The sequence below is a fragment of the Streptomyces sp. NPDC005070 genome (assembly GCF_053600395.1).
Window position 1 is genome coordinate 30,339 of record NZ_JBSFZS010000041.1, and the last position, 14,523, is coordinate 44,861.

Annotated in this window: 17 protein-coding genes and 1 pseudogene; 9 read left to right on the plus strand and 9 right to left on the minus strand. The window is 70.0% G+C overall.

Annotated features, from left to right (window positions below):
- Positions 1 to 26: 26 nt before the first annotated feature.
- Entirely contained in the window at positions 27 to 776 is a 750-nt protein-coding gene (locus tag ACWEBX_RS16295) for a hypothetical protein (RefSeq protein WP_451885501.1), read from the minus strand.
- A 231-nt stretch (positions 777 to 1,007) separates the two neighbouring features.
- Between ACWEBX_RS16295 and ACWEBX_RS16300 the strand changes: the two genes are divergently transcribed.
- Positions 1,008 to 2,369, plus strand: a complete 1,362-nt coding sequence (locus tag ACWEBX_RS16300; protein WP_451885502.1) for a tetratricopeptide repeat protein — start codon at positions 1,008 to 1,010, stop codon at positions 2,367 to 2,369.
- 35 nt (positions 2,370 to 2,404) lie between these two features.
- Positions 2,405 to 2,905 carry an NUDIX domain-containing protein gene (locus ACWEBX_RS16305; RefSeq protein ID WP_451885503.1) on the plus strand — a complete coding sequence of 167 codons (501 nt, stop codon included), beginning with the start codon at positions 2,405 to 2,407 and terminating at the stop codon, positions 2,903 to 2,905.
- A gap of 465 nt (positions 2,906 to 3,370) precedes the next feature.
- Here the strand turns inward: ACWEBX_RS16305 and ACWEBX_RS16310 are convergent.
- Both ACWEBX_RS16310 and ACWEBX_RS16315 read right to left on the minus strand, forming a co-directional pair.
- A pseudogene (locus ACWEBX_RS16310) lies at positions 3,371 to 4,102 on the minus strand (NB-ARC domain-containing protein); the annotation flags it as partial.
- A complete protein-coding gene (locus ACWEBX_RS16315; RefSeq protein WP_451885504.1) occupies positions 4,099 to 4,401 on the minus strand; it encodes a hypothetical protein in 303 nt (100 codons plus the stop codon). The pseudogene ACWEBX_RS16310 and the gene ACWEBX_RS16315, both read right to left, overlap by 4 nt.
- 310 nt (positions 4,402 to 4,711) lie before the next feature.
- Here ACWEBX_RS16315 and ACWEBX_RS16320 point away from each other — a divergent pair, with 310 nt between their 5' ends.
- Positions 4,712 to 5,167, plus strand: coding sequence for a hypothetical protein (locus tag ACWEBX_RS16320; protein ID WP_451885505.1), 456 nt, complete (start codon positions 4,712 to 4,714; stop codon positions 5,165 to 5,167).
- Here ACWEBX_RS16320 and ACWEBX_RS16325 read toward each other — a convergent pair.
- From ACWEBX_RS16325 to ACWEBX_RS16335, 3 genes are all read right to left on the minus strand, one after another.
- Positions 5,083 to 5,940, minus strand: a complete 858-nt coding sequence (locus tag ACWEBX_RS16325; RefSeq protein ID WP_451885506.1) for an ABC transporter permease — start codon at positions 5,938 to 5,940, stop codon at positions 5,083 to 5,085. The two genes, ACWEBX_RS16320 and ACWEBX_RS16325, sit on opposite strands and share 85 nt — an antisense overlap.
- On the minus strand, positions 5,900 to 6,679 hold the full coding sequence (locus tag ACWEBX_RS16330; RefSeq protein WP_451885535.1) for an ABC transporter ATP-binding protein: 780 nt from the start codon (positions 6,677 to 6,679) through the stop codon (positions 5,900 to 5,902). The genes ACWEBX_RS16325 and ACWEBX_RS16330 overlap by 41 nt, the downstream gene beginning before the upstream one ends.
- 209 nt (positions 6,680 to 6,888) lie before the next feature.
- Positions 6,889 to 7,350, minus strand: a complete 462-nt coding sequence (locus ACWEBX_RS16335; RefSeq protein ID WP_451885507.1) for a MarR family winged helix-turn-helix transcriptional regulator — start codon at positions 7,348 to 7,350, stop codon at positions 6,889 to 6,891.
- Between the two features lie 287 nt (positions 7,351 to 7,637).
- Between ACWEBX_RS16335 and ACWEBX_RS16340 the strand changes: the two genes are divergently transcribed.
- The gene (locus ACWEBX_RS16340) at positions 7,638 to 8,018 is read left to right on the plus strand and encodes an STAS domain-containing protein (protein ID WP_451885508.1); all 381 of its coding nucleotides are present in this window, start codon (positions 7,638 to 7,640) and stop codon (positions 8,016 to 8,018) included.
- Positions 8,019 to 8,053: 35 nt separating this feature from the next.
- On the opposite strand, the gene ACWEBX_RS16345 is transcribed toward ACWEBX_RS16340, so the two are convergent.
- Positions 8,054 to 8,485: a MarR family winged helix-turn-helix transcriptional regulator gene (locus ACWEBX_RS16345; RefSeq protein WP_451885509.1), complete on the minus strand. Its 432-nt coding sequence runs from the start codon at positions 8,483 to 8,485 to the stop codon at positions 8,054 to 8,056.
- A gap of 148 nt (positions 8,486 to 8,633) precedes the next feature.
- On the opposite strand from ACWEBX_RS16345, the gene ACWEBX_RS16350 reads away from it, so the two are divergent.
- Positions 8,634 to 9,809: a PP2C family protein-serine/threonine phosphatase gene (locus ACWEBX_RS16350; protein ID WP_451885536.1), complete on the plus strand. Its 1,176-nt coding sequence runs from the start codon at positions 8,634 to 8,636 to the stop codon at positions 9,807 to 9,809.
- 251 nt (positions 9,810 to 10,060) lie between these two features.
- On the opposite strand, the gene ACWEBX_RS16355 is transcribed toward ACWEBX_RS16350, so the two are convergent.
- Positions 10,061 to 10,471 (minus strand): ATP-binding protein, encoded by a 411-nt coding sequence (locus ACWEBX_RS16355; RefSeq protein ID WP_451885510.1) that lies wholly within the window; start codon positions 10,469 to 10,471, stop codon positions 10,061 to 10,063.
- A 494-nt stretch (positions 10,472 to 10,965) separates the two neighbouring features.
- Here ACWEBX_RS16355 and ACWEBX_RS16360 point away from each other — a divergent pair, with 494 nt between their 5' ends.
- Positions 10,966 to 12,180 (plus strand): phospholipase D-like domain-containing protein, encoded by a 1,215-nt coding sequence (locus ACWEBX_RS16360; RefSeq protein ID WP_451885511.1) that lies wholly within the window; start codon positions 10,966 to 10,968, stop codon positions 12,178 to 12,180.
- 84 nt (positions 12,181 to 12,264) lie between these two features.
- Here ACWEBX_RS16360 and ACWEBX_RS16365 read toward each other — a convergent pair whose 3' ends face one another.
- Positions 12,265 to 12,969, minus strand: coding sequence for a GAF and ANTAR domain-containing protein (locus tag ACWEBX_RS16365; protein ID WP_451885512.1), 705 nt, complete (start codon positions 12,967 to 12,969; stop codon positions 12,265 to 12,267).
- A gap of 269 nt (positions 12,970 to 13,238) precedes the next feature.
- Here ACWEBX_RS16365 and ACWEBX_RS16370 point away from each other — a divergent pair, with 269 nt between their 5' ends.
- From ACWEBX_RS16370 to ACWEBX_RS16380, 3 genes are all read left to right on the plus strand, one after another.
- Positions 13,239 to 13,499 (plus strand): WhiB family transcriptional regulator, encoded by a 261-nt coding sequence (locus ACWEBX_RS16370; RefSeq protein WP_451885513.1) that lies wholly within the window; start codon positions 13,239 to 13,241, stop codon positions 13,497 to 13,499.
- A 107-nt stretch (positions 13,500 to 13,606) separates the two neighbouring features.
- Entirely contained in the window at positions 13,607 to 14,041 is a 435-nt protein-coding gene (locus tag ACWEBX_RS16375; RefSeq protein WP_451885537.1) for an ATP-binding protein, read from the plus strand.
- Between the two features lie 104 nt (positions 14,042 to 14,145).
- The gene (locus ACWEBX_RS16380) at positions 14,146 to 14,466 is read left to right on the plus strand and encodes a hypothetical protein (RefSeq protein ID WP_451885514.1); all 321 of its coding nucleotides are present in this window, start codon (positions 14,146 to 14,148) and stop codon (positions 14,464 to 14,466) included.
- Positions 14,467 to 14,523: the final 57 nt, after the last annotated feature.

Here is a 14,523-nt window from a genome sequence, read left to right on the forward strand (position 1 = left end):
CCCGGAGCCGGTGCTGGGTGTTGGTGTTACGCGGCGGGGGTCACGCGGTGGGCGTAGACCTGCTCGAGCCAGCCGGTCTTGAAGGCCGCGAGGTCGTCGCGGAAGGTGTCCATCGAAGCGCCGTAGGGCGCCACGACGCCGCCGGACTGGTCCGGCACGGACTGGCAGCCGTGCACGAGCCGTCCACCGAGGGCGGCGTGGGCCTTGATGGACTCGGTGCGGCGGTGCTCGTTGAACCAGCCGCCGTGGTAGACCTCGTCGAGCATGCCGCCCGTCTCGTCGTCCAGGTCGAAGACGACGGAGGTGGCGGCGGGGAAGAACCAGCACGGGCCGACGTTGGAGATGCGCCCGTCCAGTTCCACCTTGTTCAGCGCCATCAGCGTGGCCGCCTCGCGCAGCATCTGCAGGTGGTCGGCGGTGATCTGCGGCAGGCCGAGGCCGGCGAGGTGCTCGTCGCGGAAGAGGTATGCGTACACCTCGTAGGCGGTGGTGAGGACGTGGGCGGCGTCTGCGGTGGACTCGGCGTGGTTCTTGACGAACTCCAGCGCGAGCTGCTCGACCGCGCTCTCGGTGGTTTCCTCCGCGTCCAGGAGCCGGGCCTTGACCAGCTCCCAGTCGGCGACGAGCCAGGTGTGGGACTCGAAGCGGAAGAAGTACTCGGCCGGGTCGATGGTGATGCGCCGGCCGTCGACCTGGATACCGGGCAGGCGGCTCCAGCGCTCGTCGAACGCCTCGGGCAGTACGACCGTGATGGCCGCGGTGTCGATGATGGTCACCGTTTCTCCGTCTCTGATCGGCCGGGCCCAAGGGCATAGGAATGCCCGAACCCGGTGTGGGTGTACGGAACTTCGGGAGCCGCCCGGGCCGAAGGGGGAGCCTGGTCATGGTGTCGGGCCGTGGCCGGGCGGCTGATGATTAGTGAACACGCTGTCACGCACAGTGGGTACGGTGGGAGGTGGTCGAAGCGGTATACGCGGTTTACAGGACCGGAGCGGAGGCGATCGATCGTGGCAGCGCAGAGAGAGCCCAACTCCCGCCTGCGCGAGGCCATCGACGCCATCGGCTGCACCTACGAGGTCCTGGCGAAGGACATCCGGCGCATCGCCGCCGAGAATGGCGAGACCCTCCAGACCAATAAGTCGGCTGTCTCCCACTGGGTGAACGGCACACGTCAGCCCACCGGCCGGAATAGCCGGTACCTCGCCGAGGCGCTGTCCCGCCGAGCAGGCCGCACCGTCACACGGACCGAGATCGGCCTTCGGACACCGGATGCCGAGGAGGTGGGCTCGGACGAGCGTGATCCGGTCCTGGCCGCCACCGATCTGGGGCGCGCCGACGTCGAGCGGCGCCGCTTCCTCGCGGTGGCCGCCTTCACCACGGCCGGCGTCGCCATGCCGCTCGCCCACGACCACGAGGCCACCACCCGCATGCTCCGCGCCCGCACCGGCACGTCTGCGGTCGGAGCAGAGGACGTGGACGTCGTACGCCAGATCACCGCGGCCTTCAGCGCGGCCGCCGAGCGCCTCGGCGGTGGACACGGCCTGACCACAGTCACCGCCTACCTCGCCGACACCGCCGCCCCGATGCTCCGGGGCCGCTACCCGAACGAAGCCTTACGCCGGGCAGCCTTCGGCGCCGTGGCTGAGCTTGCCTACCTGGCGGGCTGGAAGCACCACGACCTCGGCCAGGAAGGCGCCGCCCAGCGCTACTACCAGGTCGGCTACCAGCTCGCCTGCGAAGCCGACCCGCACGGCCATTCCGCCTGGATGATGCGCGCCCTCGCCCACCAGGCCCTCAGCCTCAAGCAGCCCCGCCACTGCGTCAACCTCGTCGAAGGAGCCCTCACCTGCGGCCTCGGCCACGTCGACGGCCAGACCGAGGCCCTGCTCCACATCACCCACGCCCGCGCCTACGCCGCCACCGGCGAGAAGCCCGCCGCAGCCCGCGCCCTTCTCGCCGCCGAAGACGCCCTTCTGCGGGACGACGGCCCCCAGCCCACCTACTCCCGCGTCAGCGGCCCTGCCGCCGGCACCGTCGCCAGCCACACCGCCCGCACGCTGACCGACCTCGCCGACCACGTCGGCACCGAGCAGCAACACCGTGACGCCCTGGTGCGCTGGGACCCCGAGAAGTACAAGCGCGTCCACGCCCTCACGTATGCCGACCTCGGCGACAGTCTGGCCGCCCAGGCCCGCGCCGACGAGGCCGTCGCCGCCTGGTCCCAGGCTCTGATCCTCATGGAGGGCATGACCTCCAACCGCACCCGCAAGGCCATCACCTCGCTCCGCTCCACCCTGGCCGTCTACCAGCGCCGCAAAGTGCCCGGAGCCGCCGAAATCGCCCGCCGCGCACGCGAAGCACTGGCTTAAGCTGCCCACCAACCGGCCGACGAAGGGACTCAGCCGTGGCTCAGCCACAGACCGACGACCAGCCCAAAGCCTTGCCGCCCGCCCTCGCATCCATGACGCTGCTGGTCGCTGCCGTCATCGTCCACGACAAGGCCGCCAACCGGGTCGTCCTCCTCCAGCGCAGCCAGAACGCCAAGTTCGCCCAGGGGATGTGGGACCTGCCGGTCGGCAAAAGCGAGCCCGGCGAGCCCATCACCGACACCGCCGTACGCGAGCTGCACGAGGAGACCGGCCTGACCGTGAAGCCGGAGTCGCTCAAGGTCGCCCACATCATCCACGGCGCCTGGGGCGTGGAGGCCCCTAACGGCTTCCTCACCGTCGTCTTCACCGCCCACGAGTGGTCCGGCGAACCCGAAAACCGCGAACCGCGCAAGCACGCCCAGGTCCGCTGGGTCGATGCCGACGCCATTCCCGCGGAGTTCGTGGACACCACCGCCAGTGCCCTCCGCCGCTACCTCGCGGGTGGTCCGGAAGTCTCCCTCGACGGCTGGCGATAGGAACGGTTGACCCGGCTCACTGCAGCCGACGCCTCTTGTCGTCGGCCGGGTATCCGTTGGAGTACCACCAGCTGTCGATGTCCCCCAGGCCGGACAGGTCCGGCTCCGGCGCGCGGGCGTGCCACCGGCGTCGGCACCGTCTCTCGGGTGCAGGGCAGGGCAGCTTCGTGTGCCGGGGAGGTCGTACCGCCGAGAGGTCACGCCGTTGGCGGGGTGGAGCGGCCGGCCGGAGGCGGCCACGCGGTCGGTCAGCCACTCGACCGCGTGCCGGTCTTCAGCGTGTACGGCACTGAAGGTGACGCTCCACAACTGGGCGATGGTGCGCTGCTGAGAATCGCCGGGCGGCGTGGCTGCGAGGACACCGGCCGGATCGGCGCGTAGCTCGCTGAGGTAGCTGGCCGCGGTGGTGCGGGTCTGTGCGAGATACGCGCCAGCCTGCTGCAGGGCCAGGGGCAGATATCCAAGTTCCTCGGCCAGCCGGGCCAGCCCCGCAGCGTCCCTGTCGGTATGACGTCCGGTGATCTCCTGCAGCACCTTCAGGGAGGCGTCGGGGGTGAGTGTGTCGAGGCGGAGTGGGGTGCCGAGGTCGCGCCAGGGCAGGTCGCGGCGGGTGGTGACCAGGGTCTGACCGGTGCTGAGTCGGCCGAGGTAGGGGTGAAGATCGGCTGGATCTTCCGCGTTGTCGAAGACCAGCAGCCATCCCGTGCGCCCTTGCAGCCAGGCAACAGCCCAGTCGGCGGCCTCGTCCAGTGGCAGCGCGGCGTGCACCGGGTCGATGGCCGTGGCGAGGGCCGCAAGGCTGGCGGTGATGGTCGCGGTGGATGAGGCATTGATCCACCACACCGGACCACGCCCGGCCGTCAAACAGGCGTGAGCGTGGTGAAGTACCAGGGTGCTCTTGCCGACCCCGCCCATGCCCCGCACCGTCTGGGTGACGATCCCCGTCCCCGTCGACGGCAACTCCCGCAAAGCAGCAAGGGCGCTGTCACGGCCTTCGAAGACTCGGCTGTCCGGTTCCGGCAGATTGTTCAGCCGCGGCACCGCGTCGTCAGGGACCGCAGCCTGCAGGGCGCCGGGAGGGAGCACGACGTTTCGCTGCTCGATCCGGACCTGATCGCCGGTAGAGATGACGCCAGAACTGTTGCCCGCGGCAGCTGATCGTCCTCCGGAGGCGGGTGGTGTGGGTGACTGAGTCATCGCTGAACGGTGCCGTTGTCCCCCGTGATGATCACCCCGGAATTGTCCTGCGCGGCCACCGCCCGCTCACCCGATGCGGTCGACGTTCCGGGCATCGTGGCAACCGGCGGAGCCGAAGACCCGATCACGGATGATGCCCAAGCTCCCAACACCCCCGCGATGACGGCGCCGGCTCCCGCACCTGTCCCGATCCGCGTCGATTGGTCCCACGGCAGCAACAGATCACCCAGCAGCACACACAACCCGAACACCACCAACGACCCGAAGAACACCAGCAGCCAACGCCCTGTCCGACCCATGCGACGCCCCCTCACACACCATCAGCGAACCAACCATGCTTCCACGACGCCAGGCACGACTCACACAGTTCCGACGATCCGGTACCAGAGCAGATCCACATCACTCCAGACCACTCCCCCAGTACTTGGAAGCGGTACCGCGATGGTCTGGGTCAATGCTGGTTCACAAGGTATTCACTGTCGACCGGCGCCCGACTGGGCGTGCCACACCTGCGCAACAGCTCAACCTCCAAGCTGGTCCGCCAACCGCGTGGGCAGCGAGCCGTGTGGGTAACCACGGCTAGACAACTTGCGCATGCCGGGGGGCTCGATGGCTGACGACGTTGACGTACTACTTCAGATGTATCGAGAGCAACTTGACCAGGCTCGGCAACTTGAAGGCCAGCGAGCCACACTCAGCAACCTGATCATCGCCGTAGCGTCCGCCGCCCTGGGGTTCACAGCGCAACACGGCCTAGAAATGATCATGCTGATCGTGACGCTTCCCCTGGTTGGCCTAGGAGGCTACGGAGTACTTGCCTGCCTCAAGTATCACGAGCGCTCCGTGCTCCATCACCGGGCGGCTCGCCTCTTCAGCCGCCGCATTGAGGAACGAATGCCGTCACTACTCATCAATGACGGCTGGGCGGAACTACATGCACAACAGCGTCTACGCTTCCCGAAGATCTTTGAGGTGCGCCTCTACGCCTTATGGATCACGCTGCACCTCGGCGTCGCAGCGAGTGGTGTCACCCTGTCGGTCATGATCCTCACCAAGGCTCCGTAACGACAACTGCGCCCTTCCCGCTCAGCACAGAGCAGGCAGACGCTGCGGCGCAGGCAGACGACCCAACGCCGGCAAAACCCTGCGCCACCTACGCCATATCCGCTGGTCAGCCATTCCGCAGCTACTTGAAGCGGGACTGCCATGACATGCCCGATGCCCATCAACCGGTCCCGGGTGAGCACGATGCCCGCGATCGTCATCGACAGGCAGGAGAAGAACGCCGAACCGAGCACGACGGCCACGGCCACTCCGAACAGCCGCAGGGGGTTCCAGGTCATCGCCACCCCGAGCAGCGCGGCGATGACGACGACCACCACGGCCTGGATCAGCGCCTTCACCCCGGCGGCGAACGCCTTGCCGGTGATGAGGGCGGAGCGGGGCGTGGGCGTGACGAGGAGTTTGGTGAGGATCCCGGCGTCCCGCTCCCAGATGATCATGATGCCGTAGAAGATGGCGATAAACATCGCGGACTGGGCGATGATGCCGGGCGCCAGATAGTCGAGGTAGGGGATTCCGCCGGTCGGGATCGCGTGGATCCGGGTGAACGTCTCGCCGAAGATCAGCAGCCAGAGGGCCGGCTGGATCGCCCGTGTGTACAGCTCGGTGCGGTCGTGGCGGAGTTTCTGGAGCTCGACCGCGCACATCGCGGCGACCCTGGCGGGCAGCAGGCGCCAGCCCGTGCGGGCCCTCGGCGGGGTCACGAGCAGGTCGAGGCTCCCGGGGCGGACGCGCTCAGCCGACGCGGGAAGCGGTACGGCGGGTGCTTCGGGCATCGCTGAAGTCTCCTGATCGGTCGTCGAGTCCACTGCCGGCGACGTCGCGGAAGACGTCTTCGAGCGTGGGAGGTTCGGCGTCTCCGGTGATCCCACGGCGCTCGCCGAGGCCCGCCCTGAGCTGCCACGGGGTGCCGAGCGCACGGACACGTCCGCGGTGCATCAGCGCGACGCGGTCGCAGTACTGGTCGGCCTCGTCCATGTAGTGGGTCGTCACGAGGACGGTCATCCCGGTGGCGGCCCGTACGGCGTTGATGTGCTCCCACACGCTGGTACGGGCGATCGGGTCGAGCCCGATGGTCGGCTCGTCCAGGATCAGCAGGCGCGGTGCGCTGACCAGTGCCTGGGCGAGTTCGAGGCGGCGGACCATGCCTCCGGAGTACGTCTTGGCGAGCCGGTCGGCCACGTCGGCGAGGCCGACCGCGTCGAGCGCCTGGGCGACACGGGCCGCCCGTTCGCGCCGGGACACGTCGAAGACGCGGGCGAACAGGGAGACGTTCTCCCGGCCGGTGAGTCCGGAGTCGGCGGACAGTTGCTGCGGCACGTAGCCCAACAGGCGTCGTACGGGCATGCGTTCACGGGTGGCGTCGTGCCCGAAGACACGGACCTTCCCGGCCGGAACCGGCAGCAGGGTGGTGATGCACCGGAGCGCCGTCGTCTTGCCGGCACCGTTGGGCCCGAGCAGTCCGAACACCTCACCGTCACGGACGGCGAGGTCGAGACCGTCGACGGCCGTCATCTCGCCGAAGGCGTAGACGAGTCCGGTACAGGACACGGCGTCCGGCGCCGGCGATCCGTCGGGGGCCTCGGCGCCGACCGCAGTGACCGCAGTGACCGGGTGCGGTGTTCGGGCCGTTTCCATGGGGTCGCCGACCGGGTCCTCCTCGTCGCGAGGGGGTTCCGGGTTCACCGGCTGAACGGGTTCCGCTCGTCCGCTCCTGTGCCGTCTCATGTCTCCTCGGCCTCCTCGTGCAGGTTCGCCGCCAGCTTGCGCAGGGCCGGAAGGGCGGCTTCCAGAGCGGCACGATCGGCCGCGTCGAGACGCTCCACCTGCGCGCGTACGAGCACCGCGCGCCGCTCTCGCCAGTCGCGCAGCCGGGCGTCGGCCGCCGGTGTGGACAGCAGCCGGGCGGCCCGCCGGTCGGCCGGGTCCGTCTCGCGGATCAGATAGCCGTCCGCGACCAGCCTGTTGACCAGTGTCGAGACCGAATTGCCCGCCAGGTAGAGCTCTTTGGCCGCCTCCGACACACCGATGCCCGGCCGGTCGGCGACGAGCCGCAGCAGGTCGACCTCGGCACCGCGCAGGCTCGGTCCGGCCGTACCGCGGCGCAGCCGCCGTCTGATCAGCCGCTGCAGCCCGGCCAGGGCATCCGCCAGGGCCTCGGGGAAACTCTCCGACTCCGACTTCACCTTTCCCGAATTACCTCTGTGTCAGAGGTAATTCGGGAAAGGGAGAGTCAAGACACCGGCTCCGGCGGCGAAACCCGCGGTGGCACCGATTCGGCCCCGGCAGCCAAGGTGGCACCGATTCGGCTCCGGCAGCCGCGGCGGAACCCGGGGAGTGCCCCTCGATCCGCCTCCGGCGGCGAAACCCAAGGTGTGCACCTCGATTCGGGGGGTAACCGTTGCCCTGCTCACCGGTGTACCCCAGCGCCGGGTGGATCCCGACGGGTCGAAGTTCCAACGTGGAGGTAACCGTGCCGGCCGAAGAGGCTCCTGTGTCCATCGACGCGACCGCGTACGGCGAAGGCATCGCGCTGGTCACCGTCGCCGGGGAACTGGACGTCGAGACAGCACCCGAACTGCACAACCGACTGGCCGACCAGATTCGCGGCGGCCGGCGGCACCTGCTGCTCGACATGTCCGCGGTCCCGTTCATGGACTCCTCGGGCATCAACGCCCTGCTCAAGGCGCACGACGCCGCCGGACGTGCGGGAGGGGGCCTGCGCCTCGTGTCCCCGGCCCCGGCCGTCCAGCGCGTTCTGGATCTCACGGGCGTCAGCCTCGCCATACCGTCGGTGAAGGACGCGGAGGCCGCGCTGGTCCAGATCGGCGAAGGGACGGCTCCCCGGCACTAGGCACTCGTCACTAGCCACCAGGCGGTGTCCGCGCCCTAGGCCGAGCGGGCCTCCATGGTGCCGGGCTCGTGAAGCTGCGCCGACGCCGCCGCGCAGAAGGCCGACAACCCCTCCACGAGCGCCGCCCGCCCGGCGGCCGGCATCTGTGCGAGGACCGCTTCCAATACCTCCTCCCGCCGAGTGCGCAGCTCGGCGAGGAAGGTGCGGCCCTGGGGGCTCAGGAAAAGCCGCAGCTCACGGCGACTGGTGGCGCTCGGCGCCCGTTCGACGAACCCCACGGCCTGCAGCCGGTCGCAGAGCCTGCTGGTCGAGGGAGGCGTGGAGCCGAGGGCGTCGGCCAGGGTCCGCAGGTTGATGCCCTCGTCGTGTTCCAGGATGAACAGCACCCGCAACTGGGAGGCAGAGACCGGGGCCGTCGAGGCGCGGCCCCAGAGGATCTCCAGCAGCTCGGACGCCTCGGCGGTCACGCGAGCCACCTCGTTGCGGTGCGGACGCGGGCCTGAGGAAGTCACCGTCCAACTCTCCCAGTCTTCTCGAGCGCTGTCAGCCTATCGGTCCGAGGTAAGGAACAAAATGGTGGATATCAACACTCAAGAGATGGGCATGCCCGACATCATGAACAGATTCGTGGCCGCGGAGCGAGCCGTGCGCACCGCGGCGCCCCACAAACTGCTGGACGCGGTCCGCGAGGTGCTGTGCGCCCACTACGCAGCCGATTCCGTCGAACTCTTCATGGCCGACTACGGGCTCACCGTGCTGCAGCCCGTCTCGGTGCTTCCGCACACCCTGGAACCCATTCCGGTGCACACCAGCCCCGAGGGCCGGGCCTTCGGCGCCCAGGAACCCTTCACCGAGGAACGCGACGGCGGGAGCGTACGAGCGCACCTCCCGGTGACGGTGCGCGGCGACCGGCTCGGCGTCCTGTCCGTCGTCCTGCCCTCCGCCGGCTGCGACGCGAAGACGCTCGCCGATCTCGCCGACATCGCGGAGGTCCTCGGTCACGAGGTGCTCGTGGCCGAACGCGACACCGATCTGTATCTCCAGGCGCGCCGCAAGGACCGGCTGACCCTGGCCGCGGAGATGCAGTGGCAACTGCTGCCCGGCCGCTCCTGCTCCCGGCGCGAGTACGAGCTCGGCGCCCAGCTCGAGCCCGCCTACGCGATCTTCGGCGACAACTTCGACTGGTCGGCCGACGCCGAACGGCTGTCCCTCTACGTCACGAACGGGATGGGCGAGGGCATCGAGGCGTCGCTGCTCACCAATCTCGGCATCAACGCCCTGCGCAACGCGCGCCGGGCCGGCATCCCGCTCCACGACCAGGCGGCCCTCGCCGACCAGGCGATCTACGCCCAGTACCGCGGCGACCGCTATCTGTCCGTGCTCATGCTCGACTTCGAGCTGTCCACCGGCCGGATGCGGGTGATCGACGCGGGCTCGCCCCAGATGCTGCGGCTGCGCGGCCGGACCGTCGAACGCGTGGACTTCGAGGCCCAGTTGCCCCTCGGCATGTTCGAGGAGACCGACTACCTCGTGCAGGAGTTCCGGGTGGAGCCCGGCGACCGGCTCCTCTTCGTGAGCGACGGTGTCCACGCCGTCGCGGGGCCGGGCGGGGAGAAGTACGGGGAGAAGGCCCTGGCGATGGCGATCAACTCCACCCGGCTGCTGCCCGCGACGGAGGTGCCCCGTGCCGTCCTGAGGGAACTGACCGGCCACCGGGGCAGGCCGAAACCGGAGGACGACGCCCTCGTGGTCTGCCTCGACTGGCACGGCCCGGCGGGCGCCGAGCGCTGAGGAACTCGACGGTTCGGGCGGCCGGACGCCGAGGGCTGAGGAACGCGAAGGTTCCGGCAGCCGCACGCCGAGCCCTGAGGAACCCGAAGGTTCCGGCAGCCGCACGCCGAGCCCTGAGGAACCCGAAGGTTCCGGCAGCCGCACGCCGAGCCCTGAGGAACCCGAAGGTTCCGGCAGCCGCACGCCGAGCCCTGAGGAACCCGAAGGTTCCGGCGGCCGGGTGCCTGCGCGGCCCCGGCCGGCAGCACTCGTCAGAAGGTCACGACCGCGTGGACGGTCTTGCCGTCGGGGCGGGACAGCACGGTCAGCTCGGAGGACAGCCGGCGCACCAGGGGCCAGCCGAAGCCGCCCTGTCCGGTCAGGTCGAGGCGCCTCGGGCGCGGTGGCTCGGGGTCGTCGTCGGAGACCGAGATGCGTACCCCGTTGCCCATGTCCCTCAGGTCCAGGCTGCACAGCCGACCACGGGCGTGCCGCACCACGTTCGTCACGAGCTCCGAGACCACGAGCAGGACGGCCTCGGCGGTCTCGCGCGGTACGGCACGCGGCAGGGTGTCCAAAAACGTGCGGACCATCCGCCGGGCCTGCACGGCGGCCTGCGGATCCCGCTCCAGCCTCGCGCCGAGACCGGGACCGGGTTCGCAGGACGGTTCGACGGTGGTCATGCCTTCGCCTCCTTGCCACACTCCCGCCCGCTCGCCGCGCGGCGGCGCCACTTCTTACGGATCGAAGTGCCGGGCAGGCTGCCTCCCCTTCTTCCCGGACCTTCGCAGCCCATGTCACGGGTTCCCCGAGCCCATGTCACGGGTTCCCCCACCTTCACACCTCACCCACAGGCGTCCCGGCCGGCGCCGTGCGGAGAGGCCCGGCCGGGGCGGCGAGAATCCCGGGGCGGGGGGACTGTCGCGGCGGATCGGGGGCACTAGGCACGCGTCCCGGACGCCCACGGGCGGTTCGGTGACCCGCTCCCGTGGCGGTCGCAAGGGGCCGGGCGACCCCGAGGCCGGCACGGTCGAGCGGCTGGGGTGGTGACCCTCGTCGGGCAGGGGCCGGCAGGGCCACCACCCCAGCACTGCCCCGGGCCCGCCCATGGCGACGAGGCGGGACGCGGTACGCGGTACGGACAGGCGGATGCGCCACGGACAGCAGGAGACAACGGATGTCCCAGACCATCGCGGCACGAGCCGAGGGCTACGGAACGGTGGACCCGGCGGAGGCACGGCGCCGCAAGCAGCGGTTCCGCAGACGTCTGGAGCGGCTGATCGGCATCGCCGCCACCGAGGGGAACGAACTGGTTCCCCTGCGGAACGGCGACCGGATCTTCGCCGCGATGCTCGACGCCGTGCGCTCCGCCGAGCACACCATCGACATGATGACCTTCGTCTACTGGCGCGGGGAGATCGCCCGCGACTTCGCCGCCGCGCTGGCCGACCGGGCGCGGGCGGGTGTCAGGGTGCGGCTCCTGCTGGACGGCTTCGGCGCGAAGCGGATCGAGGAGGACCTGCTCCGGTCCATGACCACGGCAGGCGTGCAGGTCGCGTGGTTCCGCAAGCCGCTGTGGCTCTCGCCGCTGAAGCAGAACCACCGCTGTCACCGCAAGGCACTCGTCGTGGACGAGCACACGGCGTTCACCGGGGGCGTGGGCATCGCCGAGGAGTGGTGCGGGGACGCCCGCGGTCCCGCCGAGTGGCGGGACACGCACGTCAAGGTGCGGGGGCCCGCCGTGGACGGCATCGCCGCCGCGTTCGCGCAGAACTGGGCGGAGTGCCACGACGAGCTCTTCGACGACCGGGACCGTTTCACCGGGCACGGCCAGCCGGGTACCGCGACCGTGCAGGTGGTGCGGGGCTCCGCCAGTTTCGGCTGGCAGGACATGCAGACCCTGATCCGGGTGATGCTCACCTCGGCCGAGGAACGCTTCCGGCTCGCCACCGCCTACTTCGCACCGGACACCTACTTCGTGGACCTGCTGTGCGCGACGGCGCGGCGCGGTGTCCGGGTGGAGATCCTGCTGCCCGGTCCGCACACCGACCAGCGGGCCTGTCAGCTCGCCGGCCAGAACCACTACGGCGCGCTGCTGGCCGCCGGTGTCGAGATACGCCAGTACCAGCCGACCATGCTCCACACCAAGATCATGACGGTGGACGGGGTGGCCTCCCTGATCGGCAGCACCAACTTCAACCGCCGCTCGATGGAGCACGACGAGGAGGTCATGCTGGCCGTCCTCGACGAGGCGTTCACCGCGGCCCTCGACCGGGACTTCGACGAGGACCGGGAGAACGCCGTGGGCATCGAACCGACCCGCTGGGGGCACAGGTCGCTGGTCCAGCGCGCCAAGGAGCTGGCCGTCGTACCCCTGCGCCGTTTCCTCTGAGCCCGGCCCGGCCGCATTCCTCTGAGCCCGGCGGGCCGAATTTCGCTGAGCCCGACCGGGCCGAAGGGGAGATCGCCGAGGCCGTCAGCGGGGGCGTTCGCCCGTCTCGCAGACCTTGCGCGCGATCTCCCGCAGTTTGATGTTGTGGTCCTGGGAGGCCTTCTTCAGCACGGCGAAGGCCTCCTCCTCGCCGAGACCGTGCCGCTCCATGAGGATGCCCATCGCCTCACCGATCTCGTGCCGGGTCTCCAGGGCCTGACCGAGCTGCTGCTGCTTCCGGGCCGCCGAGAGGGCGACCGCGGCGTGCGAGGCCAGGATCCACCCCGCGCGCTGAGCCGACTCGTCGAAGACGTCCGGAGTGTGCGAGTACACGTTCAGTGCGCCGAGCGCGTCCTCATCGGTGAACAGCAGGAAGCCCATGACACTGCCCATGCCCAGCTTTCTCAGTTCGGGCGCGAAGCGGGACCACCGCTCGTACGGCCGGCGCAGGTCCTCGATGACGTAGAGCTGCCGCCGGTCGGTCACCGCGTCGAAGCACGGGCCCTCCCGCAGGTCCTGCTGGATCCGGTCCGCCTGGCGCACGACGTCGCCGGTCGCCGCCAGTGCGCTGACCTCACCGCGGCGGACCGTGAGGATACCGGCCTCGTCGCAGCCGTTGATCAGCACCTTCGCGTGCTCCACGATCCGGTCCAGGGTCGCCTGCACCGTGTCCTGCGCCAGCAGATCCCGCGCCATGTCCGCCAGGGCGACGGCAAATTTCTCCCAGACCTCGCCGGATTCCTGCGCCATGAGCCATCCGTTCATGCGTCGAGACAGTCGAAGCGAGAGCGGCCGTCACTTGGGGTTCCATTTTGCCACCCCGGTGCGCGCCCGCCGCGGCGGGCGCGTGCCGTCGGTCGGTCGGCCCGGAGGAAGCCCGTCGCACGGCGCGGCCGACGCGTGCGGCCGCTCTCCACGGGATCTTTGCACGACTCGCCTGTTTCATCCGGCGGATCAAGGGTGACCCGGGAAGAGACCGGATTCCGGAGAACGCGCTCGATTCGATCAGGAGGTTCGCAATGGAGAACTGGCGCGAAGGGGCGTCTTGCCGCACCGTTGACCCCGATCTGTTCTTCCCCATAGGGAGTACCGGCCCCGCGGTGCTCCAGATCCAGGAGGCGAAGGCGATCTGCGCGGACTGCCCGGTCCGTGAGGAGTGCCTGCGCTGGGCCCTGGACACGGGCCAGACCGTCGGCGTCTGGGGTGGTACGAGCGAGGCGGAACGGCGCGCACTGGCACGGCGCCGCTCCCGTCGGCGCTCCCAGAACACCTCCGCGTAGACAAGGGGCAGCACCGGGCCACAGCACAGGGGCCGGGTTCGGAGCAGATGACCGGGTCACGGCGCGGCGAGAGGCATTCCGCCGACGAGATCCGAACGAAGGGCACGATGGAGATCGATCCGAGCCGGAACAGGAAGTCGTCGTTCGCGGAACTGGGGACGCTCACCAGCGCGTTCGGCGGGGAGCTGCGCAACGTGACCGACGCGCGGCTGGCCGCGGACGGCTATCTGCGTGCCCTCTCGCGGGCCACACCGCCCTCGCAGGCCGAGCACTGGGACGACATCCTGCTGGTGGTCACCGAACTCGCGGCGAACACGATCCAGTACGCTCCCGGCCCCTTCGAGCTCCAGATGCGCCCCACCATCGGCGGTGTCCATGTGACGCTCCACGACACCAGCACCACCCCGCCCGCGCCGCGCCGCTTCCGCCCGTCCCAGGGCGGAGGCGGCATCGGCTGGCACCTGGTCCACGCGCTCTGCGACCAGGTGAGTGTGATCGTGCGGCCCGACGGCAAGGACGTCCACGCGTTCCTGCCCTGGTGACGGACCGGCGCCTGCGGCCGCCGGCGCGGAGGTGTCGTCCGGCACGACCTGGGCACTCGGTTCCGGTGAAGGAAGCTGTTCCGTCGCACGATCGAGGTGGAGCGTTGAGTCCAGAACCGGAACTGTCCGAGCCGGAACCGTCCGAGCGGGAGCACGCCGTGTGGGACCGGGTGCGCCGCGCCGCCACCGGGATGAACCATCACCGGGCGAAGGCGGCCCTCGACGACGCGAGGAAGGCGGCCGAGGACGCTTCGTCCGGCGGCACGACGGCACCCGACGCGCGGACGGAGGTGGACGAGTGGGAGCGGATCACCGAGGCCCTGGCCGACCACGCCGGATCGTACGACCCCGTCACGGACCCCTTCGTCCAGGGGCAGCTCACCGCCCGCGCCCATCGTGCCCAGGCATCCGGGCGACGCGGCTGAGCACGGCTGCGCCCACGATGTCAGTCCCGTACGGAACAATGCTGGTCAGCCGGTACA